The following is a 21,657-nucleotide window of genomic DNA, read 5'->3' as shown; positions in this document are numbered from 1 at the left end:
GGCAATCTGCCCACCACCCATCACGCCAGAACGGCCGCCTGCACATCCGGCCCCCAACCGAGCCAAAGCTGCCCGTGCTTTTCCACCACGGGCCGCTTCATCAACGTCGGGTGCGCGGCCAGCAGGGCCAGCGGCTCCTCCGCCCGTTCAGCCTCGCTCAGCTGCCGCCACGTGGTCGATTTCCGGTTCACCAAAGCGTCCCCGAAGACCGCCCAAAACCGGCCCAGCTCCTCAGGCGTAAGCGGGTTTTCGCGCACATCCTGCAGCACCCCGCCACTCGTTTTCACAGCCTTTCGGCAAGTATCGCAGGTTTTTAACCCATAAATTTTCATCGCATTCGCCCCTTTTTTCGCCAGTACTTGCGAGAATCCCCGCAATTTACCCGCTTTGTCTTGCGTTTTTTACATCACGCCACAATCCTCTGACCTACGGAGACTTCACGACCGATACTGCCTCTAAAGCGGACCGGAAGACTGAAGACCGGACTGCATACGGCCCTCAGGTTAAGGGCCGGACTATAAGAGGGAGATACGGAATGCCCACCGGCACCGTGAAATGGTTCAATACGACTAAGGGTTATGGGTTTATTGCGCCCGATGATGGCGGCAAGGATGTGTTCGTTCACATCTCGGCCGTAGAGCGCGCAGGCCTGACTGGCTTGGCCGACAATCAGAAGATCAGCTACGATATGATCCCCGGTCGGGATGGCCGCGAAAGCGCGGGCGACCTCAAGCTGCTCTAAGCGGCAGATCAGGCCAAGCACCTGACACCCAGTGAAAAAAGGCCGTCGGATCACTCCGCCGGCCCCTCTCCTTACACTTGGTTGGCTGGCCCTATTCGTCGGGCTCAACGCCCTTGCCGCCATGCCAGAGATAGCCCGTCGACGCTTTGCGGCGCACAACCTTCTGGCGCCGCACCGGGGCAGGCGTGGCCTTCATTGAAGCGTAGCTCACTTTCTGGTTCGGCGTGCCACAGGAGATCACGCCGCCGATGGTAACGGGCTGTAGCCCGGTCGGGCAAAAGTTCTCACCCGGGTAGGCATAAATACGGGGCGCATCAGGCTTGCCCTGCGCCATCACAGCACCCGCCCCAAGGATCAAACCGGCGAAAGCCAGCGAAACACGTCCAAACATCATATCTCCTTCGCCCATCTCAGATGGGGGCCAGAACCGCCGATCTGCCACAGTTTGACCGCGTTTCTGTCACATTTCAATTTCCAGAATGGAAACGGTGTGTTGATAAATCGTTAAGCCACGCTCTCCGGCGCGACCGAAACCGCCTTGAGCACGGCAAACACCTCGCGCCCCGGTGCCAGCTTCAATGCCTCGACCGAGCGGCGGGTAATTCGCGCCAGCACCACCTGCCCGCCCGCATCCAGCCGCGCAATCGCGCCCGGCCCCTCGCCAAGCCGAACGTCACTCACTGTCGCGGGCCAAACGTTCAGCGCCGATATGCCCTGCGGCCTTTCGGTCGCCAGCATCACGTCCCCCGCCGCGATATGAACCCGCAAAACCGAGCCTTCCGAGTGGTTTACCGCCGGAAGGTGGAGCTTAAGCCCACCTGCTTCCAGCTCTGAAAGCCCGTCATCGTGGTGCCGGATCACCCGCGCCTCGACCACCGAGCCCGCGGCCCGCGGGCCAAGCGGCGTCACCCGCGGGTCTCCCAGCACCTCTGCCGCGGGCCCTTGCCGAAGCACCTTCCCGCCATCGAGCGCCACCACCGTGGTCGCCAGCCGCGCCACCTCGGCGGGCGCGTGAGAAACATACAGCACCGGAACGCCCATCTCGTCGCGCAGCCGCTCGAAATAGGGCAAAATCTCCGCCTTCCGGGCCTCGTCCAGCGCCGCCAGCGGCTCATCGGCCAGTAGCATCCGTGGCCCTGCCATCAGCGCCCGCCCAATCGCCACCCGCTGCCGCTCGCCGCCCGAAAGCGCACCGGGCCGACGCCCCAACAGCGGCCCGATCCCCAGCATCTCCACCACCCGCGTCTCCTGAGGCCCGGCCTTGGAAAACCACCGCCCATAGCGCAGGTTCTGCGCCACGGTGAGATGCGGAAACAGCCGCGCATCCTGAAAGATGCAGCCCATCCGGCGCTTGTGCGCGGGCAGGTTCACGCCAAGGGCGCGGTCAAACAGCACCTCGCCATCCACCGCAATCCGCCCCGCCGCAGGCCGTGCCAGCCCGGCCACCGCGTTGATAATGCTCGTCTTCCCGGCCCCCGAGCGGCCATAAAGCACGGTGATCCCCGGCGGCGCGGCAAACGCCACATCCAGCGTGAAGCCTCCCTGCTCCACCTTGATCGCCACATCCAGCGTCATTGGCCCGCCACCCGTGCGGCCACCCGGCGCGAGAGCCATTCGCTCAGCAGCAAGGCCCCCATCGCCACCACCAGCGACACCACCACCAGCCGCCAGGCCGAGGCCTCTGCGCCCGGCACCTGCATGAAGTTATGCACCGCCAGCGGCAGGGTCTGGGTTTCGCCGGGGATGTTGGAAACAAAGGTGATCGTCGCGCCGAATTCGCCCATCGCCTTGGCAAAGGCCAGCACGCCGCCCGCGATCACGCCCGGCAGGATCAGCGGCAATGTCACGGTGACAAACACCCAAAACCGCGAGGCCCCCAGCGTTGCCGCCGCCTGCTCCAGCTTCGGGTCCACCGCCTCGACCGAGAGTCGTATCGCCCTGACAAGCAGAGGAAACCCCATGATCCCCGCCGCCAGCGCCGCGCCTGTCCAGCGGAAGGCGAAGACCACGCCAACCTCGGCCAGCGCCCCGCCCAGCCAACCCTTTGTGCCGAAGGTCAGCAGCAACAGGTAGCCGGTGACGACCGGCGGCAGCACCAGCGGTAAATGCACCAGCCCGTTGACGATCTCGCGCCCCGGAAAGCTCCAGCGGGCCAGTGCGACAGCCACGAAAATCCCCGGCGGAAGCGCAAAGAGCGTCGCCCAGAAGGCCACCTTGAGCGAAAGCGCAACCGCCGCCCACTCCTGCGGGTCAAGCCAGCTCACTCTGCCACCAGCCCAAAGCCGTGGCGGGCAAAAATCTCTGCGGCTTCATCGCCTTGCAAGAATTCCTTCACCGGCGCACCCGCCCCTGTCAGCGCCGCCACCGGGTAGAGGATCGGCGGGTGGCTGCCCTCCGGAAACCTGGCCACCACCGCCACCCCCGGCTCCGCCTGCGCATCTGTTGCATAAACAAGGCCCAGCGGCGCCTCTCCCAGCGCCACCAGCGCCAGCGCCGCGCGCACGTTGTCGGCCTGCACCACGCGCGGCCCCACGCTCTCCCAAAGCGCCAAGCTCTCCAGCGCCGCCTTGCCGTAGATCCCTGCGGGCACGGCCTCCACCAGTGCCATGGCCACCCGGTCATCGCCCTTGAGCTGGTCGAGCCCGACGCGCGGATCATCCGCCCGCGACACCAACACCATGGAATTGCTCAGCAAATCAGCCCGCTCCAACGCCACGCCCTGCGCCTCCAGCCAGTCCACCCAGTCCGGGTTGGCCGAAATGAACACATCCGCAGGCGCCCCCGCCTCAATCTGCCGAGCCAGCGCCGAGGAGCCCGCGTAAGAGACCCGCGCTTCCCCGCCCCAGGCGGCCACCACCTCGTCCATCGCGCCCTTCAGCGAGGCGGCGGCAAACACCGTCACAGGCTCGGCCCGCAGCGGCAGGCAGGCCAAGGCAACCAGAGCTGAAAGGAAAATCCATTTCATGGCGCAAACCCTAGCGCCCTGCCCTAGGGTGGGCAATCTGCCCACCACCCCACCAAGGTGCTATCGCCGCAGCCACTCGCGCAGCACGCAACGCGGACCTTCCTCGCGCAGCACGGTTTCGCCCGCTAGCCGCCATTCGGCCTCGTCGAAGGCCGGCATGAAGGCATCCGCCCCCTCCACCTCCAGATCGACCTCGGTGATCAGCAGCCGGTCGGCATCTGCCATGAAGGCCTTGAAAACCCCTTCACCGCCAATGCCATAAACCCGCCGATAGCCTAGCTCCTGTGCGTAATTCACGGCTACATCAGGGCGGTGAAACGTGTCGACGCCTAGGTCGGTGCGCGACGAGACCACAAGGTTCAGCCTGTCCGGCAAGGGCCGCTTCGGCAGGCTCTCCCATGTCTTGCGGCCCATGATCACCGCGCCGCCCAGTGTTTCACGCTTGAAAAATCGCAGGTCTTCGGGCGCCCGCCACGGGATGTCGCCATCCTTGCCGATTGCCCCGCTTCGGTCGCGTGCAACGATCAGGCTCAACATCGGAGCGTTTCCTGCTCTATTGCGCCCGGGGACAGGGCCGAACGCAATTGCCGTGCAATCGCTTCCTCGGCCCTGTCCCCGGCCACGCGATCCATGTGAATCAGGAAACGCATTAAACCGCCACCGGCGCCTTGATCGCGGGCGCAGGATCATAGCCCTCGATCACGAAATCCTCGAACCGGAAGTCAAACAGGCTCTCCACGTCCCGCGCCAACCGCAGCGTCGGCGCTTCGCGCGGCTCGCGTGAAAGCTGCTCGCGCACCTGATCCATATGGTTGGAGTAAATATGCGCATCGCCAATCGAATGCACGAACTCCCCCGGCTCATACCCCGTCACATGCGCCAGCATCACCGCCAGCAGGCTGTAGCTGGCAATGTTGAACGGCACGCCAAGGAACATGTCCGCCGAGCGCTGGTAGAGCTGCAAATGCAGCTTTCCGCCCAGCACCCGCACCTGCCAGAGAGTGTGGCAGGGCGGCAGCGCCATCTCGTCCACCTCGCCAGGGTTCCATGCGCTGACGATCAGGCGACGCGAGTCCGGCGTGGCCTTGATCCGCTCCACCAGCGTTGCAATCTGATCGACCGAGCGCCGTTCGTAAAGCCGCTGCCCGTTCGCCACCGCATCGGTCGGCACAAGCTGCGGGAAATCGCGCCACTGGCGGCCATAAACCGGGCCGAGATCGCCGTTTTCATCGGCCCACTCGTCCCAGATGCGCACCCCGTTCTCTTTCAGATACCGAATGTTGGTATCGCCGGAGAGAAACCACAGAAGCTCATGGATGATCGACTTCAGATGCAGCTTCTTCGTCGTCACCAGCGGAAACGAGCGGCTCAAATCATAGCGCGCCTGCAAGCCAAAGGCGCTGACGGTGCCCGTGCCGGTGCGGTCGCTCGATTGCTCGCCGCGCTCCAGCACCTCCCTCAAGGCATCAAGATACTGCTTCACCGATTCCCCCAGTTTGCTGCGCCCCTGCTCTACCACATCTCGCGACCCGGCGAAAAGCGCCCCCCGGATGTGGTAAAAGCGCTTTAAGGGCGATAGTTCGGCAACGGTTGCGCCTTTCGCGGGCAGGTGACCTCACAAATCGTTGACTTCTTGGCCCAGCGCAGGAAACCTAGCCGCCAAATAAGAGCAGATACAAAAAACGGACGAGTCCACCATGCGCTCCAGCATTACCGCGATCACACTCCTCACCTCCCTTGCGGCCTGCTCGGGGGGCGACCTCAACCCGGTGACCAGCGGGCCTGCCGCAGGCGAAGAGACCGGAACCGACAGCGGCAGCCCGGCCGATGACAGCGCGGTCACCACCGGCACCACCACCCGCCGCCTTCAGGGCGATGTCACCGGCATCACGCTAAACGCTGACAATACGCTCACCATCGACAACCTGCCTTTCGACGGCCCGGAAGGCACTGTTGACGAGCGCTACACCTACATGGGCCTCGCTGCTGTGGAAGCCACTGGCAACCCCTTCCAGCAATATGAAAGCGGCGACGCGACGGCTGAGACCAACAGGCGCAAGTACTTTGCAGTTTACGGCGCTGGCACCTACACCACAGCCTCTGCTGTCGCCACCGGCGATTACAACCGCTTCGGCTGGGGCGGTGCGCAGTATACCCGCACCGGCGTGTCGGCCCCCGACATCGCACGAGATGGCGAAGCTGTCTACGAGGGCAACTATGCAGGCGTCCGGGTCTCCACCTACGGCACTGGCTCCGGCGATGTAACCTTCACCACCGCCACCGCCACAATCGAGGTCGACTTCCTGGACTTCGAAACCACCGGCGCGATCGAAGGCACCATCGGCGTACGCAACGTTTACGACACTGCCGGAAACTTCCTTGGCACGCTGCCCTCCATCGCGCTGGCCACCGCCTCTGCCGATGATCAGGGCTTCATCTTCGACGGGTCTGCAACATCACTCGACCGGACCGGCACCAACGCCGGCGACACGTTTGAAACCGGTTCGTGGGAGGGCGCCTTCGCCGGCCCCAACTCCGAAGAGATCGTTGGCCTGATTGTCATCACCGGACCGGCCTCTGAAACGGGCGTCGATGCGAGCGGCGCCCCGGACCCGGACGTGGTCGATACCTTCGACGCGCAGGAAACCGGCGTCTTCATCGCAACGGATCCGTAAGCCATGCGCCCGGCCCGTGGCTTCGGGCTTTTGCTGGGGCGCAGCTTGCTTGCGCTCCTGCTGCTGACGGCCCCTGCCCTCGCGCAATCGCGCACCGTAACCCCGGAAGAAACCCGCAAAATCGCCGCCCAGGCGGTGCTTTCGGGGCAACCGGCCTACGGGCTCGATCTCGCCCGCGCGCTCCTTGCGCTCGACCCCGGCGATGTGGCTGCCGCCACCACCGCCAGCCGGGCCGCACGTGCGCTGGGGCGTTACGATGAGGCGCAAACCTATGCCCGCCAGGCCTGGAAATCCGCCTCGGGTGACAAGGAGCGCTACCACGCCTCCATCGCCATGGCGCAGGCCCTTGCCTCGGATGAAAAGCGCACCCGTGCCCAGTTCTGGCTGCGCCGCGCAGCCGAATATGCCCCCACCGATGCCGCCCGCACCGGCGCGGAGCGCGACTTTGCCTATGTGCGCGGCCGCAACCCTTGGCGCAGCTCCGTAACCCTCTCGCTGACCCCTTCCTCCAACATCAACAATGGCGCAGCCTCCGACCGGATCGAGATTGACGGCCTCAGCTTTGCCCTCTCCGGCGATGCGCAGGCGCTCTCGGGCACCGAGCTGGCCCTCGGGCTTTCCACCGAATACCGCATCCGCTCAGGCCGCCGCACCATCCTGCGCTTTGGCGGCAGCGTGGAGGCCAAGCGCTACTGGCTGTCTGGCGAGGCACAAGATCAGGCACCGCAGGCCGACGCGAGCAATTATGCCTATACCTCCGCCGAGCTGTCCTTTGGCATCACCCGCGCGCCCAAACCCCGCCCGCGCGACGCGAAGGGCCCCGGCTTTGGCCTCTTCGACGCCGAGCTTGCCATCGGCAAAAGCTGGTATGGCGGCGAAGAGCTGCTCACCTACACCCGTGCCCGCCTTGGCCAAACCTTCCGGCTTGCGCCCAAAACCTCGGGCTGGGCGGCTGCCCTCGGCGAGTGGCAGGACCGGATCGACAACCCCGCCCGCTCGCTCTCTTCCAGCGAGCTCCAGCTTGGCGTGTCGCATCGGTTTGACGCGGGCCGCTTTACCGTTATCGCCTCCACCAAGGAGGTGAACTCCGACAGCGCCCTCGTCGCCCATTCCGCCCGCAAGATCTCTGCCGCATTCCAACTGGCAGAGCCGGTCTTCACCGCCGAAACCACCCTGTCTGCCGCCTTCGAACACCGGGACTATGAGGGCGCGCTTTTCGGCTCCGAACGCGAGGATGACCGGCTTAAACTCAAGGTGAATTTCTTCTTCGCAGAGGCCGACTACTACGGCTTTGCCCCCGAGGTTGGCGTGAGCTGGGAGAAGAACGACAGCACCGTCGACCTTTACGCCACCGAAACCTTCGGCATCACCTTCGGGCTCAAATCCACCTTCTGATGGACCCGCGCATCCACATAGACGGAGGCACGCGCCGGCTTGAGCGCGGCTTGGGCGATTGGGCCCGCCGCCGCCTGCCGGGCTGGCTGGCCGAACTGGTCATGTTCACCCTCAAACAGGGCTGGGCCGCGCTCTTCGGCGGGCTGCTGCTGGTGGCAATACTTGCCACAAAGGCCATCTGGCAGCCGGGCTGGCCGGTGGCGCGCTATGATTTTCTCGTGGTCTTTGCGCTCGCCACGCAGGTGCTTTTCCTCTGGGCGCGGCTGGAAACATGGGAGGAAGCCAAGGTCATCGCGCTCTTCCACCTCACCGGCACGGCAATGGAATTCTTCAAGGTGCAGGCGGGCAGCTGGTCTTACCCCGAGGCGGGCCTGCTCAAGATCATGGGCGTGCCGATGTTCTCGGGCTTCATGTATGCCTCCATCGGCAGCTACATCGCCCGGGTGGCGCGGATCTTCGAAATGCGCTTTGCCCCCTACCCGCCGTTCTGGATGACTGTGGTGCTGGCGGTCGCGATCTACGTCAACTTCTTCGCCCATCACTTCCTGCCCGACATCCGCCTCGCGCTCTTCGCCGCCACCGTGCTGCTCTTCGCCCGCACCCGCGTCTGGTTTTACGTCGGCACCCACCCGCTCTGGATGCCGCTGCCGCTCACGGCCTTTTTGGTGGCGTTGATGGTTTGGGTGGCCGAGAATATCGGCACGGTAACAGGCACATGGGCCTACCCGGGGCAGCATTGGACGGAAATGGTGAGCTTTTCAAAAATGGGGTCGTGGTATCTGCTGCTCTTCGTGGCCTTCGTCACGGTCACCCTCGTGATGCGCGACTTCCTCTACCGTACGCCCCAACGCCCGCCGCGACGCCCCCTGCCCCATGCCGAGGAGGAGGCCAGCGCATGAGGCTCTTTACGCTGCTGATCTCCCTGGCAGGCCCCGTGGCTGCCGATCCGGGCACCGATCTGGCCACGGCGGCGGAGGAGCAGGTTGGCGTGACGGTGATCTACGATCCGGCCTATGTCGGGCTGGCGTTTCCCGGCGGCGACCTGCCCCGCGAACGCGGGGTCTGCACCGATGTGGTGATCCGCGCCATGCGCGACGCTTGGGGCATCGACCTTCAGGCCGTGGTCAACGCCGATATGAAGGCGAATTTTGCCGCCTACCCAACGATCTGGGGCCTCAAAACCACCGATCGCAATATCGACCACCGCCGCGTGCCCAACCTCGAAACCCTCTTTACCCGCGCCGGGGCCGCCTTGCCGCTCACCTCCGACCCGGCGGGTTTTCAGCCCGGCGACATCGTCAGCTTTCGCCTCACCGGCTCAAACTTGCCGCACATCGGCATCATCGCAGCGGACCGCGCCGCCGATGGCACTCCGCTTGTCACCCATAACATCGGCTGGGGCACGCGCACCGAGAACATGCTGTTCGACCACCCGATGACCGGCCATTTCCGCCTAGCCGAGCCCGCCCGCGCCTGGCTCGCTGCGCGATGAGCCTGCGCCGCCCGTTCATTTTCTTGCGGCAAGCACTCCGGGGAGCGCGAGGGGCTGGCCCCTCGCTCGCCACCTGCGCCATGCTCGCGCTGCCCGCTGCGGCGCAAGACAGCTGCCGCCAGGCCCTCGCCCTCGGCCTCGATGTGTCCGGCTCCGTCGATCTTGAAGAATACCGCCTCCAGCTCGATGGCCTCGCTGAAGCGCTCTCTGACCCCGTGGTTGCCACCGCCCTGCTCACCGGCACCGACCGACCGGTGCTGCTGGCGGTCTACGAATGGTCCGACGAGAGCTTTCAGCGGCTGCTGATCGACTGGATCGCCATCACCACGCCCGACAGGCTTTCAGGTGTGGCCCAGCGGCTGCGCGAAACCCCGCGCCAGCCTGCGCCGCACACCACCGCCATTGGCGCGGCCATGCTGTTCGGCGCCGCCCTGCTCGCCCGGGCCCCCGCCTGCTCCAAGCGCACCATCGATCTCTCCGGCGATGGCAAAAACAACTCCGGCCCGCGCCCGCAAGACGTGCGCGACACACCGCCCCTCGCGGGGATCGTGGTGAACGGACTGACAATCGGCCAACCCCCTCTTGATCACGCAACCCCATCGCTGGGCGAGCTTTCGGCCTATTACAGGGCGCAGGTGATCCACGGGCCGGGTGCCTTTGTGATGACGGCGGAGGGGTTTGACTCCTATGCCGAGGCCATGGCGCGCAAGCTGCTCAAAGAGCTTGAAGGCGCTCCGCTCACATCCCTGCCCGCGCGCGGCACCCGCCGCATTGCCGCCAACCCGTGACTCCGCCACCTCCCGCCGGCCAGCTGCCAGCGGCCCCAGCGCGGGCCTGGCCCCAGGTCGCTGCAGCGCGGCTTAGCAAAGCCGGCGGCCATTGCGCGGGCAGCTTTCGGTGGCCGCACTCAGCTTTCGGTGGCCTCGCTTCGCTCGGCAAGCACCCAGCCAAGACCGTTCCCTCAGAATCCCGCCCACGGTTGCCCGCGATGAGCCCACACCGCGCAAACAAGCGCCCGCCTAGAACATCCCGCCTAGTAAATATAGCGGATCTGGTCGCCCCAATAGCGTTCCATCCGGCGGAGCGCGGCGGTGATCACCTCCAGCCCGTCCATGTCGATGGCCCCGCTGGTCTGCAAGCCCTCGGCATGGCGCTCGAAGAGCTCGGCCACCAGATCGCGAATGTGGCGGCCCCGCTCGGTCAGGCGCACCCGCACCGAGCGTCGGTCAATCTCGCAGCGCTGATGGTGCATGAAGCCCAGTTCCACCAGCTTCTTGAGATTGTAGCTGACGTTGGAGCCCTGATAGTAACCGCGCGTCTTCAACTCGCCGGCCGTCACCTCGTGGTCGCCCACGTTGAACAACAGCAGCGCCTGCACCGCGTTGATCTCCAGCACGCCGACACGCTCGAACTCATCCTTGATGACATCGAGCAGAAGCCGATGGAGCCGCTCCACCAGTGCCAGCGTTTCGAGGTAGCCGCCCATAAAGCCCTGCCTCAGGCTGGGGGCGACGGGGGAATGGATGCTCATGGCATTCTCCGCCAGTTCTTGTCTGGCATTCCCTTACCGTGCGAAACCCTTAGAACTCGTTAAGTCCTGACAATTTTTCCGCAGATCATCGGCGTTTGCACCACGATCTTCGCGCAATTCGCCCCTTACGCCTCGCGCAGCTGCGCATCCGGCGCCACCCGGCGCAGCATTGCCAGATGGTGCCCCGGTGCCGGCTCCAGCCCGGTGACCCAGCGCAGCAAGTCCTGATCGGCCTCATCCATCAGCGCCTCGAAGGCATCCAGATCCGCCTCCGAAAGCCCGGCCATCTGGCTGTCGGCAAAGCCGCCCAGCAGCAGGTCCATCTCCTTGATCCCTCGCCGCCACGCGCGGATCTTCAGGCGTTTCAGCCTGATCTCTCGGGTCTCGCTCACGCCGTGGCCCCCAAAGCTGCCTCCAACCGCGTCTCCAGCCGCTCCAGCCGCTCCGCCTGAAGCGACATCTCGCCCCGCACCGCGCGGATTTCTGCCAGCAGGCCTGCGAGCTCGGCTGGCGCGGTGGCGGGCACAACGCCCTCGGGCAGCGGCGCGTCAACCCCCGGGCCCTCGCCCGAAAGGAGCCAACGCATCGAAACGCCCAGCATCCCCGCCAGCATCTGCAGCTTGTTGGCCCGCGGCTCGCTGGCATCACCCTCCCAGTGCTTCACCGTCTTCACCTTCACACCCAGCCGCTCGGCCAGTTGCTTCTGGCTCCAGCCCAGCGCCTCCCGCGCCCCGGCCACCCTGTCTCCAAAAGTTGCCGTCTCCGCGTCAAACCAGCTGCCGCTTTCGCTTTCCATCTCGTGCCTTCTCCTCTTGCCACCGTTTTGGCGCTTGAACGCCCATCCGCCCGGGCCTACTACTCGGCCCCGTCCGCACTCAGACCGGAGCACCAAATGGCCTTCCTCTCCGACACGCTCACACGCGTGAAGCCCTCGCCCACAATCGCCGTCTCCAACCTCGCCGCCGAGCTCAAGGCCGCCGGCAAGGATGTGATCGGCCTCGGCGCCGGCGAACCCGATTTCGATACGCCCGACAACATCAAGCAGGCGGGTATCCGGGCTATAACAGAGGGCAAGACCAAATATACAGCCGTAGACGGCATTCCAGAGCTGAAAGCGGCAATCTGCGCCAAGCTGAAGCGCGACAACGGGCTGAGCTATGAGCCTGCCCAGGTCTCCGTCGGCACCGGCGGCAAGCAGATTCTCTACAACGCCCTGATGGCCACGCTGAACCCCGGCGACGAGGTGGTGATTCCCGCGCCCTACTGGGTGTCCTACCCCGATATGACCCTGCTAGCAGGCGGCGAGCCGGTGATTGCCGAGGCCGGGGCCGAGACCAACTACAAGCTTACCCCCGAGCAGCTTGAAGCCGCGATCACGCCCAAGACCAAGTGGCTGATCTTCAACTCCCCCTCCAACCCCACCGGGGCGGGCTACACGTGGGACGAGCTGAAGGCGCTGACGGACGTGCTGCTCAAGCACCCCTACGTCTGGGTGATGACCGACGACATGTATGAGCACCTCGTCTACGACGATTTCGAGTTCTGCACCCCGGCGCAGGTCGAGCCGCAGCTCTACGAGCGCACCCTCACGGTGAACGGCGTGTCGAAAGCCTATGCGATGACCGGCTGGCGCATCGGCTATGCCGCGGGCCCCAAAGAGCTGATCGCCGCGATGCGCAAGATCCAGAGTCAGAGCACCTCCAACCCCTGCTCGATCTCCCAATGGGCCGCCGTCGAGGCGCTGAACGGCAGCCAGGATTTCATCGCCCCCAACAACGAGACCTTCAAGCGCCGCCGCGACCTTGTGGTGGAGATGCTGAACGCGGCGGAGGGCATCACCTGCGCCACCCCCGAGGGCGCCTTCTACGTCTACCCCGACGTGTCGGGCTGTATCGGCAAAACCTCCGAAGGCGGCAAGCTGATCTCGAACGACGAAGAGTTCTGCACCGCCCTGCTGGAAGAAAAAGGCGTCGCCGCCGTCTTCGGCGCCGCCTTCGGCCTCTCGCCCAACTTCCGTGTCAGCTACGCAACCTCCGACGAGAACCTCAAGGAAGCCTGCACCCGCATCCAGGCCTTCTGCGCCGGGCTCAAGTAGGCTGCGCTGACAGAGGGTAGGCAATCTGCCCACCACCAAACCGAAAGGCCCGGCTCAAAACGCCGGGCCTTTTTTGGTGCCCAGCCGCCCTTCCGGCAGGCCTAACGCCGAAACTCCACCAGTTCCGCCATCACCGCCCCATGCATCTCGTCGGCTCGGGCAACCAACGCCGCGAGGCTCTCGGCAACAGGCAGCGCCGCCAGCCCCTCCAGCAGCTCCCAAATCGCACCATCCGCGCCTGGCACGCCCCCGCCCGCCCGGCGCGCCCGCTCGGCCTCGGCCAGCGGTGCAATATCGGCGGCCAGGCCGTAATGCATCTCGTGATCCATGAACCGCACTTCGCCCCGCCCTGTCCCAGCCAAAAGCTGTACAAACAGATTTCCCCCGTAGCCCACACCCACCGGCACCATCCACAGGGCCAAGTCCGAATCGAAGAACGGCAGATCCTCCAGCCGCTCCGGATAACCGCGATGGGGAACGCCCGGCAGGCAACCGAAGAGCGCGCTCAACTCACCGATAAAGGGCAGGTCCTCGCGCGCTTCCCAGGGCTCCAGAACCTCCGACAAGCGGCGATAAAATTCGTTGCTCGCGTCCCACTCCGGCGCATGGTGCCAGTCATAACTCACACCGTTGCGCTCGCGCAGGAAGGCAAGGTGATCGTCGCAGAGAGGCAAGCCAAGCTGCGCCTGCAAACCAGCAATCGCAGCCTCCCCGGCTCCCTCGCCCAGCGCCGCCTGCCCGAACAGCCCGCGCGCCGCCGGGTGGTAGGCGATGGTCTCCTGCAGGCTGCCGCCCCCCGCCACCTCCAACTTCAGCACTACATGGCCGGGCGCCTCCAGATCCGCCTCGCGAAGGGCAAAGTCGTACTCCGCCTGAAGCCCCGGCCCCAGTTTCACTTCCGCGCCACTGGTAAGCTGCCGCCCCGCCGCGTCGAAAACGGCAATCGAAAGCGGCGCTACCGCGCCCTCCTTCAGCCCGTCCACCTCGATCTTCACCCCGATATGCTCTCCGGCAAAGAGCGGCAGGCTGGTGCCCCGCCGGTCAAACCCGGTGTGCCGAAACACCCCCTCCGCCCCCGCCCGCGCCGGTGACACCGCCTTTATCCTCGGCTCCGCCATGCATCCCTCCTGTCGGCATCCCGGTCAGCCTCCCGCACGGCGCCGCCCCGGTCAATCCGCCCCTGCAGCATCTTGTTGCTGCAGGTATTCACTCCTCCCTCGGCCAGCGCCCCGGCCGCCCCATCTGGCGCACCGCCCCGCCCCCTGCTATCCCTTCTGCGAGAACGAGGGACATGAGGCCGATGGCAGGCGAATTACCCGACTATTACTTCCGCGTGCGCGAAAACGGGGCGGTGGCCTTTCGCGTCGATACCGAAAACCGCCAGCGCCGGATCGAGATGGATCAGATCGCCGTGATCAACATCAAGAACGGCGAGGTGAAGCCCCATGGCGACCGCAAGCTGACCGAAGAGGATGTGGAGGCGATCACCGAGTGGATGACCGAGCGCACCGCGCTTCTGGCCCGCCGCGACATCGACGATATCCACCGCGCGGTGGATTACCTCAACATCACCACCCAATGGGTGCAGTCCAAGGCGGCTGACGAGCAGCTTGAAGAGGTCACCGACGCGCTGCTGCTGGCCATGCATGATCTGCGCTCCGTGCTGGTGCGCAAGAAGGCCGATCGGCTGATGCGGGCCCGGGGCGAAGGTTGAGCGCCCCGCGCGGTTGCCTGCCCCCCGATTTGCTGCCAATCTGCGCCCGCGCATCGTTAATCAATTTGAAAGGGACACCCATGATCCGCAAGACGCTGCCCCTCCTCCTGGTCCTGGGCCTCGCCGCCTGCGTGCAGCCCGCCCCCGAACCCGAGCCGGAGCCCGTGCTCGACGAGAACGGTGTCGAGGTTCTGCCGACCGACGACGTCATCACCGAAGACGAGCTGCTCTCCTAAGCGATCCGGGCGGGGCCACCGCGCGCCCCGCCCCCAAAGCCGCCGACCCGGGCCGCGAAGGCCGGACAACGCGCGCCCAAAGCACCCCCACGGGACGGCGCGACACCCCGGGCCAGCCGGTGCCGCGCCTGCGGTCCACCGCTAAACTTCGTCTTCGGTTGTGTGATATCTCTCCGGACGAACTGCCGGTGCCACCCCGCCCCCCGCCATGCCCGCGACCGGCCATCCCAGCCACTCTCCGGCCCTTGCGGCCCTCATCGCAGCTGCGAAGAGCGGCCAGAGGGCGCGATGAGCCGCCTCTGTGCCCTACTTGGCAAACCCCAGTTCCATCTCCGCCCGCCACAGTCGCTCCTCGGCGCTGGCGTCGGCCATCTTCAGGGCCTCCAGCACCTTCTCGTGCCCCGCTGCCAGCTCAAACTTCCGTCCCCAGCACTTGTCGAGATGGATGAACTCCCAAATCTGGTCGAGCGTCATGCAGCCGTAACTCTCGGCGCGGTCATAGGCCTCGATCACGCGGGCCTCACGCTCTTCTGCGGTGGGCTCGGGCATATCCGGGCCCAACTCATGCACCGCCCGGCGGCGCAGGCCCCGGCCATGCACACCTGCCAACTCGTCGTATTGCTCGGCCCGCAGCCGAAGGCGGCCAAATCCCGGCGGCGCGTTGTGGCTGGGGTTCTGCGTATGCGTCACCTCCGCGCCGGGCGGTTGCATCGCCACCGAAAGCGCCGCGCCAAAGAGCTGGCCGCGCTGCGCGTCATCCAGCACCGGAATCAGGAGCGACATCACATGCGGGTCGCCATGGCGAAACAGCACTGTCTCCCAGCCCGCGCCCCTGTCCACCGCGCCAACCTGACGGCGGCCAACGATGGGCTCGGCCCGGTTGGCCGGGATCTCCACAAGGTTCAGGCGGCGCAGATGGGCAAAGATGTTGTCCTCGCTCTTCTCGCCCTGATCCGGCCAATCCCACCAGACAACGGCAGGCACCCCGGCGCAAACATCCGTCACCTGTTCAACCGCATAAAGGTTGGGGCAGGCCACAAGATGCGGGCCACGGCTCAGTGCGGGCAGGTCGATCTCGTCGTTGAACAGCGGCACGGCTTTCAGGCCAACATCGCGGATCCGCCCCGGCAGATCATCAAAATGCGCGCCGTCGATCACTGCAAAGATCTTGCCCTGTAGGCGGCGCAGCAGGCTGCCCAACTGGTCCTTCGGTGCGCTCTCACTCATCACGGGGCCTCCTGCTATCGGATCGCCGACATGCCTAGCACCGCTGATGCGGGCGGGAAAGGGGCGCTCAGGCCGGTGCGGGGCCTTCGGCGAAGCTCTCACCAATCCGCACCGAGCGGCCCCAGAACCGCCAGAGCAGCAAAACGCTCGCCACCGCCAGCCCCATCGCGAGGCCAAACCACACGCCCATGCCGCCCCAGCCCAGCGGAAAGCCAAAGGCCCAGGCCAGCGGCGCGCCGACGCCCCAGTAGGAGATGGCAGCAATCCACATCGGCACCCGAATGTCCTGCACCCCACGCAAAAGGCCCATCGCTGTCACCTGCGCCCCGTCAAACAGCTGGAACAGCGCCGCCATCGCCATCAGGCCCACCCCGGTGGCGATGATCGCATCGCGCGCCGGTTCCGCCGGGTCCACGAAGAGGCCAATGAGCAGCCCGGGCACGGCGAGATACATCACCAGCGTCGCCAGCGCCCAGCCGATCGAGAGCGCGAGCGAAACCTGCGCCCCGCGCCGCAGCCCGGCTTCATCCACGCGCCCAAATGCCTTACCCGCGCGGATCGTGGCGGCGTTGGAGAGGCCTAGGTGCACCATGAAGGTGGCACTGGCGATCTGTATGGCAATGCCATGGGCAGCCAGCGCGATGGTGCCGATCCAGCCCATCAGCAGCGAAGAAAAGGCAAAGAGACCGACCTCGGCCAGCAGCGTCAGCCCAATCGGCCACCCCAGCTTGAACACCTGCGCCAGCGCCGCGCCATCGCCCCGCCAGAGACGATGGAAGATGCCATGCTCGGGGAAGATCCGCACCGCGTAGAGCCCCAGCAAAAGGGCCGAAAGCAGGTGGCCGGTGAGCGAGGCCCATGCCGCGCCAACCAGCCCAAGTTCCGGCGCGCCCAGCTTGCCGAAGATCAGCACCCAGTTGAGAAACACGTTCACCACCGCCGCGACAATGGCGATCCACAGCAGCACACTCGTGCGCTCCAGCGCCGAAAGGTAGCTCTTGAGCACCATGGTCAGCAGCGCGGGCAGCAGCGCCACGCCGGCGATCCGCAGGTAGCCCTCGGCCATCGCGGCCAGCTCCGGGTCTTGCCCCAGCGCCACGAGGATCGGGCCAGAAAACCAAAACGCGGGCTGAAACGCCGCCCATGAAAAAGCCGAAAGCCAGAAGCCCATGCGGGTGACGCGCCTGAGCCGCTGCACCCCCTCCTCGCCGCGCTCGCTGGCCTCGGCGACCAGCGGCAGCACCGCCTGTGAAAAGCCGATGGAGAAGATGAAGGCCACGATCCAGAAGGTGCCTGCCAGCACCATCGCCGCCAGCCCGGGCACAGAATACCACCCCATCATCAGCGTGTCGGTGATCTGAATCGCCATCTGCGCCAGATGCCCGCCCACCAGCGGGAGACCCAGCAGCAGAATCGCCTTGGCATGGCCCATATATGTCATCTGATCGCGCATGGCCCCTGCTAGGCCTTCGGCAAGGCTGAGGCAAGACCCATGCTGTCAGCAGCTTTCGCCGGCCTCATCTCGCCCGGAAACGGCCAGGCATGCCCCGCCCTGCGCCGCTCAGAGCGCCCGCAACAGCAACTGCCCGGCCACCAGCACCACCACGGCACCCGCCGCAAGCTCCAGCACCGGCCCGACCAGCCGGAGCGCCGCGCCGCGCCCCTCCAATGCGCTCCACGTGCCCTCGCGCAGCGTCACCGCCATGACCGCCACCGCAATGGTGACCAGCGCGGTGCCAATGCCCATTGCAAACGCCCCGGCAATCCCCGCGCCCGCAAGGCCAAGCCGCCATGTGATGACCAGCAAAAAGAGCGCCCCGGTGCAGGGCCTTATGGCGATACCCGCAATGAGGATGAGAATGTCGCGCAGGCTGCCTGCATTCTCCACCTGCGCCAGCGTCGGTCCATGCGCGTGGCCACAGCTCTCGCACACCGCGCCATCGCCCTCGTGTGCGTGGTCATGGCCGTGGCCGTGTTGGTGGTCGTGATGGTGGTCGTGGCTGTGCGCGTGGTCGTGTCGGTGATCGTGCTCATGGCCATGCACGTGACCATCACCACCACCGTGCGCCACGGCCCCGCCCCGCGCACGCCGCAAAAGCCCGCGCAAGCCGCGCACGGCAAGCCACACACCGATCAGCGCGATGGCCCCGTAAGACGCGGGGGCCAGCACCTCTTCGGTCAGCCCCTCCACCCGGTCGCCGCCCCAGCCCAGCACCGCCAGCGCGCCATAAACCAGCGCCACCGCCGCGCCCGCCTGCGCCAGCGACGACAGCAGCGCCACCACCGAGAGCTTTACCAACGGCACCCGCCGCCCCAACCCGTAACCGCCGATCAGCACCTTGCCATGCCCCGGCCCGGCGGCATGCACCACGCCATATGCAAAACACAGGCCAAGCAGCCCCCAAAGCGCCGCAGGCTGCCCGCCCTTCAGCGCCCGGATCGCCCCGGCCATGCTGCCCTGAAATTCCTTTTGCGCAGAGGCCGCCCAGCGCCCCAGCGCGTCAACCGCACCACTCGCCCAAAGCCCCGCCAGCAGCAGCGCCAGCAAAACCGCCGCGATTACGAGCCAGCGTCGCACGCCACACGAACTTCCTGTGCAAACATATCGCCCACCGGCGGAAACTCCGCCTCGTTCAGCCCCTGCGCCTGCGCCGCGCCCTGCAACTCGTCCAGCGCAGCCTGAAGCTGCTCGGCGGCGGCATCGAAATCGGGCACCCAAAGCTCGGCCTCGCAGCCCTCGCGGCCGGTCAAAGCCGTCTTCGCCGTCACCTCATAGGCCGAGTAATAGGTTTCGTCATAGGGCGACAGGATCACAACGCCCGCCGGATCCACCGGCTCCGACAACCGCCGCAGATGGCTGGAAGATACCATGCCCTCCGAGAACCCCGCGCCGATCTCCTCGGGCGGGCCCAGTGGCACCTTCACGCCATCGACGGTCAGATGCGTGTCGCCCTCAAAGCCCTCGGGCCAGTCCATGTCAAAGCCCTTCAGCGCTTCCAGCTCCGCCTCGGAGGCCTCGCCGTCGTAATCGCTGTCAACGCCGCGCTCTTCGGTGATGTAAAGCGAGGTCAGCTCGTCATAACGCCAGTGCACCCGCACAGCCTCGATCAGCCCCGCCTCGTCAAAGATCACCTCAAAGCCGGTTTCGACAAAAACATGCGGATGCGCCCCCGCCACGCCGGGGAGAGCCAGTGCCAAAGCTGCAAGCAAGTGTTTCATGGCGGCGACCCTACAGCGGCCCCGAAGCCGCCTCAAGCGCCCCCCGCGCCCGCTCGGCAAGATGTGACCAGCTACTCGCACGCCGCAGCCGTGCCACGGCCCGAGGGGTGCTCCAAACCGCTGCGATGAGCGGCCGAAGGCCCCGAAGAGCAGCCCTCGGCCAGGCTCCGTCACCGGGCCGTCAGCCCCGCCGCAACTCCGGGTGCAGGGCCGCCCCAAGGATGTGATCGGCCCCGCGCACCACATGCGCCCCCGCGCTCACCAGCGCCGGGTCAGGCCCCTTCACCACCGATCTGTTGCGCCCCGGATAGTCGAGGCTCGCCAGAAAGTGCCGCATGCAGGCCAGCCGCGCCCGCTTCTTGTCGGCGCTCTTCACGATGGTCCAAGGCGCATCCGCCGTATCGGTGTAAAAAAACATCGCCTCCTTCGCCTCGGTATAATCGTCCCACATATCGAGGCTCGCCTTGTCGATGGGGCTGAGCTTCCAGCGTTTCAGCGGATCGGTCTCGCGGGAGGCAAAGCGCGCCCGCTGCTCCTCTTTCGTGACCGAAAACCAATATTTGAAAAGGTGAATGCCAGAGCGCACGAGCATCCGCTCCAACTCCGGCGTCTGGCGCATGAACTCAAGGTATTCATTGGGGCTGCAAAACCCCATCACCCGCTCCACGCCCGCCCGGTTGTACCAGGAGCGGTCGTAAAACACCATTTCCCCCGCCGTCGGCAGGTGCTCGATATAGCGTTGAAAAAACCACTCGCCCTTCTCTCTCTCCGAGGGTTTGTTCAACGCCACCACGCGGGCTTCGCGCGGGTTCAGGTGCTCCATGAACCGCTTGATCGTGCCGCCCTTACCCGCCGCATCACGCCCCTCAAAGAGCACCACAATCTTCTGCCCGGTCTCGGCCACCCACTTTTGCACCTTCAACAGCTCGGCCTGAAGATCCGCCTTCTGGTGCTCGTAGCTGCGGCGCGAGAGCCGCTTGTCATAGGGGTAAACCCCCCGTTCGAAGGCTTGGCGCAGGCTGTCGGGCTGGGGCGCGGGCAGCGGCGCGGCGTCTTTCGAAAGGGCGGAGGCGATGGCGTTGTCTTCAGGCATGAATGGCTCCTTCTCTGTCCTGCGCCCGAGTCTACCCCGCCCCGCCCCACCCCGCCTTGACACCGCTCAAACCGGCAAGCGGTGGCAACACGCCCGGCCAAGCCGCCAAACCAGCGCACCGCCCGTAGGGTGGGCAATCTGCCCACCACCCCCATGCTTGAAATTTCCGCCATAATAATGCACACTAAAATGCACACTCAGGAGCACACCCAGATGAACCGCATCTTCGCCAGCCAAACCTGCACCATGACCGAGCTGCGCGAGCCCCAAAAGGTGCTCGACCGGGCCAACGGAAAACCCGTTGCCATCATGAAAAACTCCCGCGTCGTCGGCTACCTCGTCCCCGAGGCCGCCACCCCCGAGGAGGAGCCACGCGTGGCGACGATGGAGGAGGTGAGGGAGGCCATGGAAGCCACCCGTGAACAGGCCCAACCCGTGCTGGACTACTTGAAAGACAAATGACCTATCTGCTGCTCGACGCCGAGATCGTCGAGATCATCCACGACAAGGTTCTCAACCCCGGAGAACTCCCGGGTCGCGCCGTCGACAAATCCCTCGACGGTGCCCTCGCCCGCGTCGACAACCGCCTCTACTACGGCATGATCGAAGACGTCTTCGATCTCGCCGCCGCCTACGCCCAGGCCATCGCCTGCGGCCATTGCTTCAACGATGCCAACAAGCGCACAGCCTACCGTTCAATGCTCGTCTGCCTCAAGCTGAACGGCGTCACCATTGCGAACGGCACCGAAGAAGCCGGCAACAAGATTATCGCCCTCGCCCAGCGCAAACTCGATGACATCGACCTCGCCCGTTGGCTCCGTGAAAAGGCCCGCATATGACCCGCCTGCTCCCCGTGGTATTCGCCCTGCTCACCGCCACCCCGGCCCTCGCCGAACGCTACGCCTGCACCGTGGAGGATTTCACCACCTTCTCCCGCGATGACACCGACTTCATCGAGGCCAACAAGCGCAAGACCTACGACCTCACGATTGATGGCGATAGCATCACCCTCGCCATGCATTCGCAGGATTTCGAGAGCAACACCTACAGCTACACCGTCACCCGCCGCGCATTCCTCGACACCATCGCCCGGCGGAAAGACAGCAGCGGCGTCAACCTGCTCGTTCTCCCGCGCCGTCCCTCAGCCACACTCGCGCGCGACGGCCACTTCAGCGCCACCCTCAGCGTGCAATCGAACCATTATACCAACAGCTGGTTGCTGGCCTGTAAGGAGCCCTAGGGCGCAGGTCTGACCCACCCCACCACAGCCTGC

Annotated in this window: 28 protein-coding genes; 12 read left to right on the top strand and 16 right to left on the bottom strand. The window is 65.7% G+C overall.

The features are described 5' to 3' along the window. Positions 1–20: 20 nt before the first annotated feature. Positions 21–332 carry an arsenate reductase family protein gene (locus ACXAG6_RS08825; RefSeq protein ID WP_475337057.1) on the bottom strand — a complete coding sequence of 104 codons (312 nt, stop codon included), beginning with the start codon at positions 330–332 and terminating at the stop codon, positions 21–23. A gap of 203 nt (positions 333–535) precedes the next feature. On the opposite strand from ACXAG6_RS08825, the gene ACXAG6_RS08820 reads away from it, so the two are divergent. Continuing rightward, positions 536–742 carry a cold-shock protein gene (locus ACXAG6_RS08820; RefSeq protein ID WP_140013549.1) on the top strand — a complete coding sequence of 69 codons (207 nt, stop codon included), beginning with the start codon at positions 536–538 and terminating at the stop codon, positions 740–742. 91 nt (positions 743–833) lie between these two features. Here the strand turns inward: ACXAG6_RS08820 and ACXAG6_RS08815 are convergent, their stop codons facing one another. From ACXAG6_RS08815 to ACXAG6_RS08790, 6 genes are all read right to left on the bottom strand, one after another. After that, positions 834–1,133, bottom strand: a complete 300-nt coding sequence (locus ACXAG6_RS08815) for a hypothetical protein (protein WP_475337056.1) — start codon at positions 1,131–1,133, stop codon at positions 834–836. A 113-nt stretch (positions 1,134–1,246) separates the two neighbouring features. Next, the gene (gene modC / locus ACXAG6_RS08810) at positions 1,247–2,317 is read right to left on the bottom strand and encodes a molybdenum ABC transporter ATP-binding protein (RefSeq protein WP_475337944.1); all 1,071 of its coding nucleotides are present in this window, start codon (positions 2,315–2,317) and stop codon (positions 1,247–1,249) included. Then, entirely contained in the window at positions 2,314–3,006 is a 693-nt protein-coding gene (gene modB / locus ACXAG6_RS08805; RefSeq protein WP_475337055.1) for a molybdate ABC transporter permease subunit, read from the bottom strand. The genes modC and modB overlap by 4 nt, the downstream gene beginning before the upstream one ends. After that, positions 3,003–3,707 carry a molybdate ABC transporter substrate-binding protein gene (modA, locus tag ACXAG6_RS08800; protein WP_475337054.1) on the bottom strand — a complete coding sequence of 235 codons (705 nt, stop codon included), beginning with the start codon at positions 3,705–3,707 and terminating at the stop codon, positions 3,003–3,005. The genes modB and modA overlap by 4 nt, the downstream gene beginning before the upstream one ends. Before the next feature lie 60 nt (positions 3,708–3,767). Continuing rightward, entirely contained in the window at positions 3,768–4,244 is a 477-nt protein-coding gene (locus ACXAG6_RS08795) for a dihydrofolate reductase (RefSeq protein WP_475337052.1), read from the bottom strand. A gap of 112 nt (positions 4,245–4,356) precedes the next feature. After that, positions 4,357–5,190, bottom strand: coding sequence for a thymidylate synthase (locus ACXAG6_RS08790; RefSeq protein ID WP_140013545.1), 834 nt, complete (start codon positions 5,188–5,190; stop codon positions 4,357–4,359). A 214-nt stretch (positions 5,191–5,404) separates the two neighbouring features. Between ACXAG6_RS08790 and ACXAG6_RS08785 the strand changes: the two genes are divergently transcribed. From ACXAG6_RS08785 to ACXAG6_RS08765, 5 genes are all read left to right on the top strand, one after another. Then, positions 5,405–6,382: a hypothetical protein gene (locus ACXAG6_RS08785; protein WP_475337051.1), complete on the top strand. Its 978-nt coding sequence runs from the start codon at positions 5,405–5,407 to the stop codon at positions 6,380–6,382. Between the two features lie 3 nt (positions 6,383–6,385). Further along, entirely contained in the window at positions 6,386–7,777 is a 1,392-nt protein-coding gene (locus tag ACXAG6_RS08780; protein WP_475337050.1) for a porin family protein, read from the top strand. Then, a complete protein-coding gene (locus ACXAG6_RS08775) occupies positions 7,777–8,676 on the top strand; it encodes a DUF817 domain-containing protein (protein WP_475337048.1) in 900 nt (299 codons plus the stop codon). The genes ACXAG6_RS08780 and ACXAG6_RS08775 overlap by 1 nt, the downstream gene beginning before the upstream one ends. After that, entirely contained in the window at positions 8,673–9,269 is a 597-nt protein-coding gene (locus tag ACXAG6_RS08770; protein ID WP_475337047.1) for a DUF1287 domain-containing protein, read from the top strand. Before ACXAG6_RS08775 ends, ACXAG6_RS08770 begins: the two co-directional genes overlap by 4 nt. An 80-nt stretch (positions 9,270–9,349) precedes the next feature. Continuing rightward, positions 9,350–10,057, top strand: a complete 708-nt coding sequence (locus ACXAG6_RS08765) for a DUF1194 domain-containing protein (RefSeq protein WP_475337045.1) — start codon at positions 9,350–9,352, stop codon at positions 10,055–10,057. Positions 10,058–10,302: 245 nt separating this feature from the next. Here the strand turns inward: ACXAG6_RS08765 and ACXAG6_RS08760 are convergent, their stop codons facing one another. From ACXAG6_RS08760 to ACXAG6_RS08750, 3 genes are all read right to left on the bottom strand, one after another. Beyond that, complete coding sequence (locus ACXAG6_RS08760) at positions 10,303–10,800, bottom strand: MarR family winged helix-turn-helix transcriptional regulator (RefSeq protein WP_140013541.1); 498 nt, start codon at positions 10,798–10,800, stop codon at positions 10,303–10,305. Between the two features lie 125 nt (positions 10,801–10,925). Then, positions 10,926–11,192 (bottom strand): succinate dehydrogenase assembly factor 2, encoded by a 267-nt coding sequence (locus tag ACXAG6_RS08755; RefSeq protein WP_475337044.1) that lies wholly within the window; start codon positions 11,190–11,192, stop codon positions 10,926–10,928. Beyond that, complete coding sequence (locus ACXAG6_RS08750; RefSeq protein WP_475337042.1) at positions 11,189–11,596, bottom strand: helix-turn-helix domain-containing protein; 408 nt, start codon at positions 11,594–11,596, stop codon at positions 11,189–11,191. Before ACXAG6_RS08750 ends, ACXAG6_RS08755 begins: the two co-directional genes overlap by 4 nt. A gap of 96 nt (positions 11,597–11,692) precedes the next feature. On the opposite strand from ACXAG6_RS08750, the gene ACXAG6_RS08745 reads away from it, so the two are divergent. After that, positions 11,693–12,895: a pyridoxal phosphate-dependent aminotransferase gene (locus tag ACXAG6_RS08745; protein WP_475337041.1), complete on the top strand. Its 1,203-nt coding sequence runs from the start codon at positions 11,693–11,695 to the stop codon at positions 12,893–12,895. 101 nt (positions 12,896–12,996) lie between these two features. Here the strand turns inward: ACXAG6_RS08745 and ACXAG6_RS08740 are convergent, their stop codons facing one another. Then, the gene (locus ACXAG6_RS08740; RefSeq protein WP_475337040.1) at positions 12,997–14,013 is read right to left on the bottom strand and encodes a hypothetical protein; all 1,017 of its coding nucleotides are present in this window, start codon (positions 14,011–14,013) and stop codon (positions 12,997–12,999) included. Positions 14,014–14,195: 182 nt separating this feature from the next. Between ACXAG6_RS08740 and ACXAG6_RS08735 the strand changes: the two genes are divergently transcribed. Both ACXAG6_RS08735 and ACXAG6_RS08730 read left to right on the top strand, forming a co-directional pair. Then, positions 14,196–14,609 (top strand): hypothetical protein, encoded by a 414-nt coding sequence (locus tag ACXAG6_RS08735; protein ID WP_140013533.1) that lies wholly within the window; start codon positions 14,196–14,198, stop codon positions 14,607–14,609. An 80-nt stretch (positions 14,610–14,689) separates the two neighbouring features. Next, a complete protein-coding gene (locus ACXAG6_RS08730) occupies positions 14,690–14,845 on the top strand; it encodes a hypothetical protein (protein ID WP_168222952.1) in 156 nt (51 codons plus the stop codon). Between the two features lie 306 nt (positions 14,846–15,151). Here the strand turns inward: ACXAG6_RS08730 and ACXAG6_RS08725 are convergent, their stop codons facing one another. The 5 genes from ACXAG6_RS08725 to ppk2 form a co-directional block, all read right to left on the bottom strand. Then, on the bottom strand, positions 15,152–16,072 hold the full coding sequence (locus tag ACXAG6_RS08725) for a DUF4123 domain-containing protein (RefSeq protein WP_475337038.1): 921 nt from the start codon (positions 16,070–16,072) through the stop codon (positions 15,152–15,154). Positions 16,073–16,139: 67 nt separating this feature from the next. Beyond that, positions 16,140–17,513, bottom strand: a complete 1,374-nt coding sequence (locus tag ACXAG6_RS08720) for an MATE family efflux transporter (RefSeq protein WP_475337037.1) — start codon at positions 17,511–17,513, stop codon at positions 16,140–16,142. A gap of 120 nt (positions 17,514–17,633) precedes the next feature. Beyond that, positions 17,634–18,650, bottom strand: a complete 1,017-nt coding sequence (locus ACXAG6_RS08715) for a nickel/cobalt transporter (RefSeq protein WP_475337035.1) — start codon at positions 18,648–18,650, stop codon at positions 17,634–17,636. Next, a complete protein-coding gene (locus ACXAG6_RS08710) occupies positions 18,632–19,291 on the bottom strand; it encodes a DUF1007 family protein (protein ID WP_475337034.1) in 660 nt (219 codons plus the stop codon). Before ACXAG6_RS08710 ends, ACXAG6_RS08715 begins: the two co-directional genes overlap by 19 nt. Before the next feature lie 181 nt (positions 19,292–19,472). Further along, the gene (gene ppk2 / locus ACXAG6_RS08705; protein WP_475337032.1) at positions 19,473–20,384 is read right to left on the bottom strand and encodes a polyphosphate kinase 2; all 912 of its coding nucleotides are present in this window, start codon (positions 20,382–20,384) and stop codon (positions 19,473–19,475) included. A 213-nt stretch (positions 20,385–20,597) separates the two neighbouring features. Here ppk2 and ACXAG6_RS08700 point away from each other — a divergent pair, with 213 nt between their 5' ends. The 3 genes from ACXAG6_RS08700 to ACXAG6_RS08690 are packed head-to-tail and all read left to right on the top strand — an operon-like array spanning position 20,598 to position 21,624. Next, positions 20,598–20,846, top strand: coding sequence for a hypothetical protein (locus ACXAG6_RS08700; protein ID WP_475337031.1), 249 nt, complete (start codon positions 20,598–20,600; stop codon positions 20,844–20,846). Next, on the top strand, positions 20,843–21,223 hold the full coding sequence (locus ACXAG6_RS08695) for a type II toxin-antitoxin system death-on-curing family toxin (protein ID WP_475337030.1): 381 nt from the start codon (positions 20,843–20,845) through the stop codon (positions 21,221–21,223). Before ACXAG6_RS08700 ends, ACXAG6_RS08695 begins: the two co-directional genes overlap by 4 nt. Then, positions 21,220–21,624 carry a hypothetical protein gene (locus ACXAG6_RS08690; protein ID WP_475337029.1) on the top strand — a complete coding sequence of 135 codons (405 nt, stop codon included), beginning with the start codon at positions 21,220–21,222 and terminating at the stop codon, positions 21,622–21,624. The genes ACXAG6_RS08695 and ACXAG6_RS08690 overlap by 4 nt, the downstream gene beginning before the upstream one ends. Positions 21,625–21,657: the final 33 nt, after the last annotated feature.

This window comes from Vannielia sp. ABF1_015 (genome assembly GCF_056160745.1).
The sequence above is the reverse complement of the archived record's forward strand: the minus strand, read 5'-3'. Positions and strand labels throughout refer to the sequence as shown.

Bases quoted from the DNA above. Each gene is read 5' to 3' on its own strand.
- ACXAG6_RS08825 (WP_475337057.1), bottom strand. From the start codon at position 332: ATGAAAATTTATGGGTTAAAAACCTGCGATACTTGCCGAAAGGCTGTG.
- ACXAG6_RS08820 (WP_140013549.1), top strand. From the start codon at position 536: ATGCCCACCGGCACCGTGAAATGGTTCAATACGACTAAGGGTTATGGG.
- ACXAG6_RS08815 (WP_475337056.1), bottom strand. From the start codon at position 1,133: ATGTTTGGACGTGTTTCGCTGGCTTTCGCCGGTTTGATCCTTGGGGCG.
- modC (WP_475337944.1), bottom strand. From the start codon at position 2,317: ATGACGCTGGATGTGGCGATCAAGGTGGAGCAGGGAGGCTTCACGCTG.
- modA (WP_475337054.1), bottom strand. From the start codon at position 3,707: ATGAAATGGATTTTCCTTTCAGCTCTGGTTGCCTTGGCCTGCCTGCCG.
- ACXAG6_RS08795 (WP_475337052.1), bottom strand. From the start codon at position 4,244: ATGTTGAGCCTGATCGTTGCACGCGACCGAAGCGGGGCAATCGGCAAG.
- ACXAG6_RS08785 (WP_475337051.1), top strand. From the start codon at position 5,405: ATGCGCTCCAGCATTACCGCGATCACACTCCTCACCTCCCTTGCGGCC.
- ACXAG6_RS08780 (WP_475337050.1), top strand. From the start codon at position 6,386: ATGCGCCCGGCCCGTGGCTTCGGGCTTTTGCTGGGGCGCAGCTTGCTT.
- ACXAG6_RS08775 (WP_475337048.1), top strand. From the start codon at position 7,777: ATGGACCCGCGCATCCACATAGACGGAGGCACGCGCCGGCTTGAGCGC.
- ACXAG6_RS08770 (WP_475337047.1), top strand. From the start codon at position 8,673: ATGAGGCTCTTTACGCTGCTGATCTCCCTGGCAGGCCCCGTGGCTGCC.
- ACXAG6_RS08765 (WP_475337045.1), top strand. From the start codon at position 9,350: ATGCTCGCGCTGCCCGCTGCGGCGCAAGACAGCTGCCGCCAGGCCCTC.
- ACXAG6_RS08760 (WP_140013541.1), bottom strand. From the start codon at position 10,800: ATGAGCATCCATTCCCCCGTCGCCCCCAGCCTGAGGCAGGGCTTTATG.
- ACXAG6_RS08750 (WP_475337042.1), bottom strand. From the start codon at position 11,596: ATGGAAAGCGAAAGCGGCAGCTGGTTTGACGCGGAGACGGCAACTTTT.
- ACXAG6_RS08745 (WP_475337041.1), top strand. From the start codon at position 11,693: ATGGCCTTCCTCTCCGACACGCTCACACGCGTGAAGCCCTCGCCCACA.
- ACXAG6_RS08740 (WP_475337040.1), bottom strand. From the start codon at position 14,013: ATGGCGGAGCCGAGGATAAAGGCGGTGTCACCGGCGCGGGCGGGGGCG.
- ACXAG6_RS08735 (WP_140013533.1), top strand. From the start codon at position 14,196: ATGGCAGGCGAATTACCCGACTATTACTTCCGCGTGCGCGAAAACGGG.
- ACXAG6_RS08730 (WP_168222952.1), top strand. From the start codon at position 14,690: ATGATCCGCAAGACGCTGCCCCTCCTCCTGGTCCTGGGCCTCGCCGCC.
- ACXAG6_RS08725 (WP_475337038.1), bottom strand. From the start codon at position 16,072: ATGAGTGAGAGCGCACCGAAGGACCAGTTGGGCAGCCTGCTGCGCCGC.
- ACXAG6_RS08720 (WP_475337037.1), bottom strand. From the start codon at position 17,513: ATGACATATATGGGCCATGCCAAGGCGATTCTGCTGCTGGGTCTCCCG.
- ACXAG6_RS08710 (WP_475337034.1), bottom strand. From the start codon at position 19,291: ATGAAACACTTGCTTGCAGCTTTGGCACTGGCTCTCCCCGGCGTGGCG.
- ppk2 (WP_475337032.1), bottom strand. From the start codon at position 20,384: ATGCCTGAAGACAACGCCATCGCCTCCGCCCTTTCGAAAGACGCCGCG.
- ACXAG6_RS08700 (WP_475337031.1), top strand. From the start codon at position 20,598: ATGAACCGCATCTTCGCCAGCCAAACCTGCACCATGACCGAGCTGCGC.
- ACXAG6_RS08695 (WP_475337030.1), top strand. From the start codon at position 20,843: ATGACCTATCTGCTGCTCGACGCCGAGATCGTCGAGATCATCCACGAC.
- ACXAG6_RS08690 (WP_475337029.1), top strand. From the start codon at position 21,220: ATGACCCGCCTGCTCCCCGTGGTATTCGCCCTGCTCACCGCCACCCCG.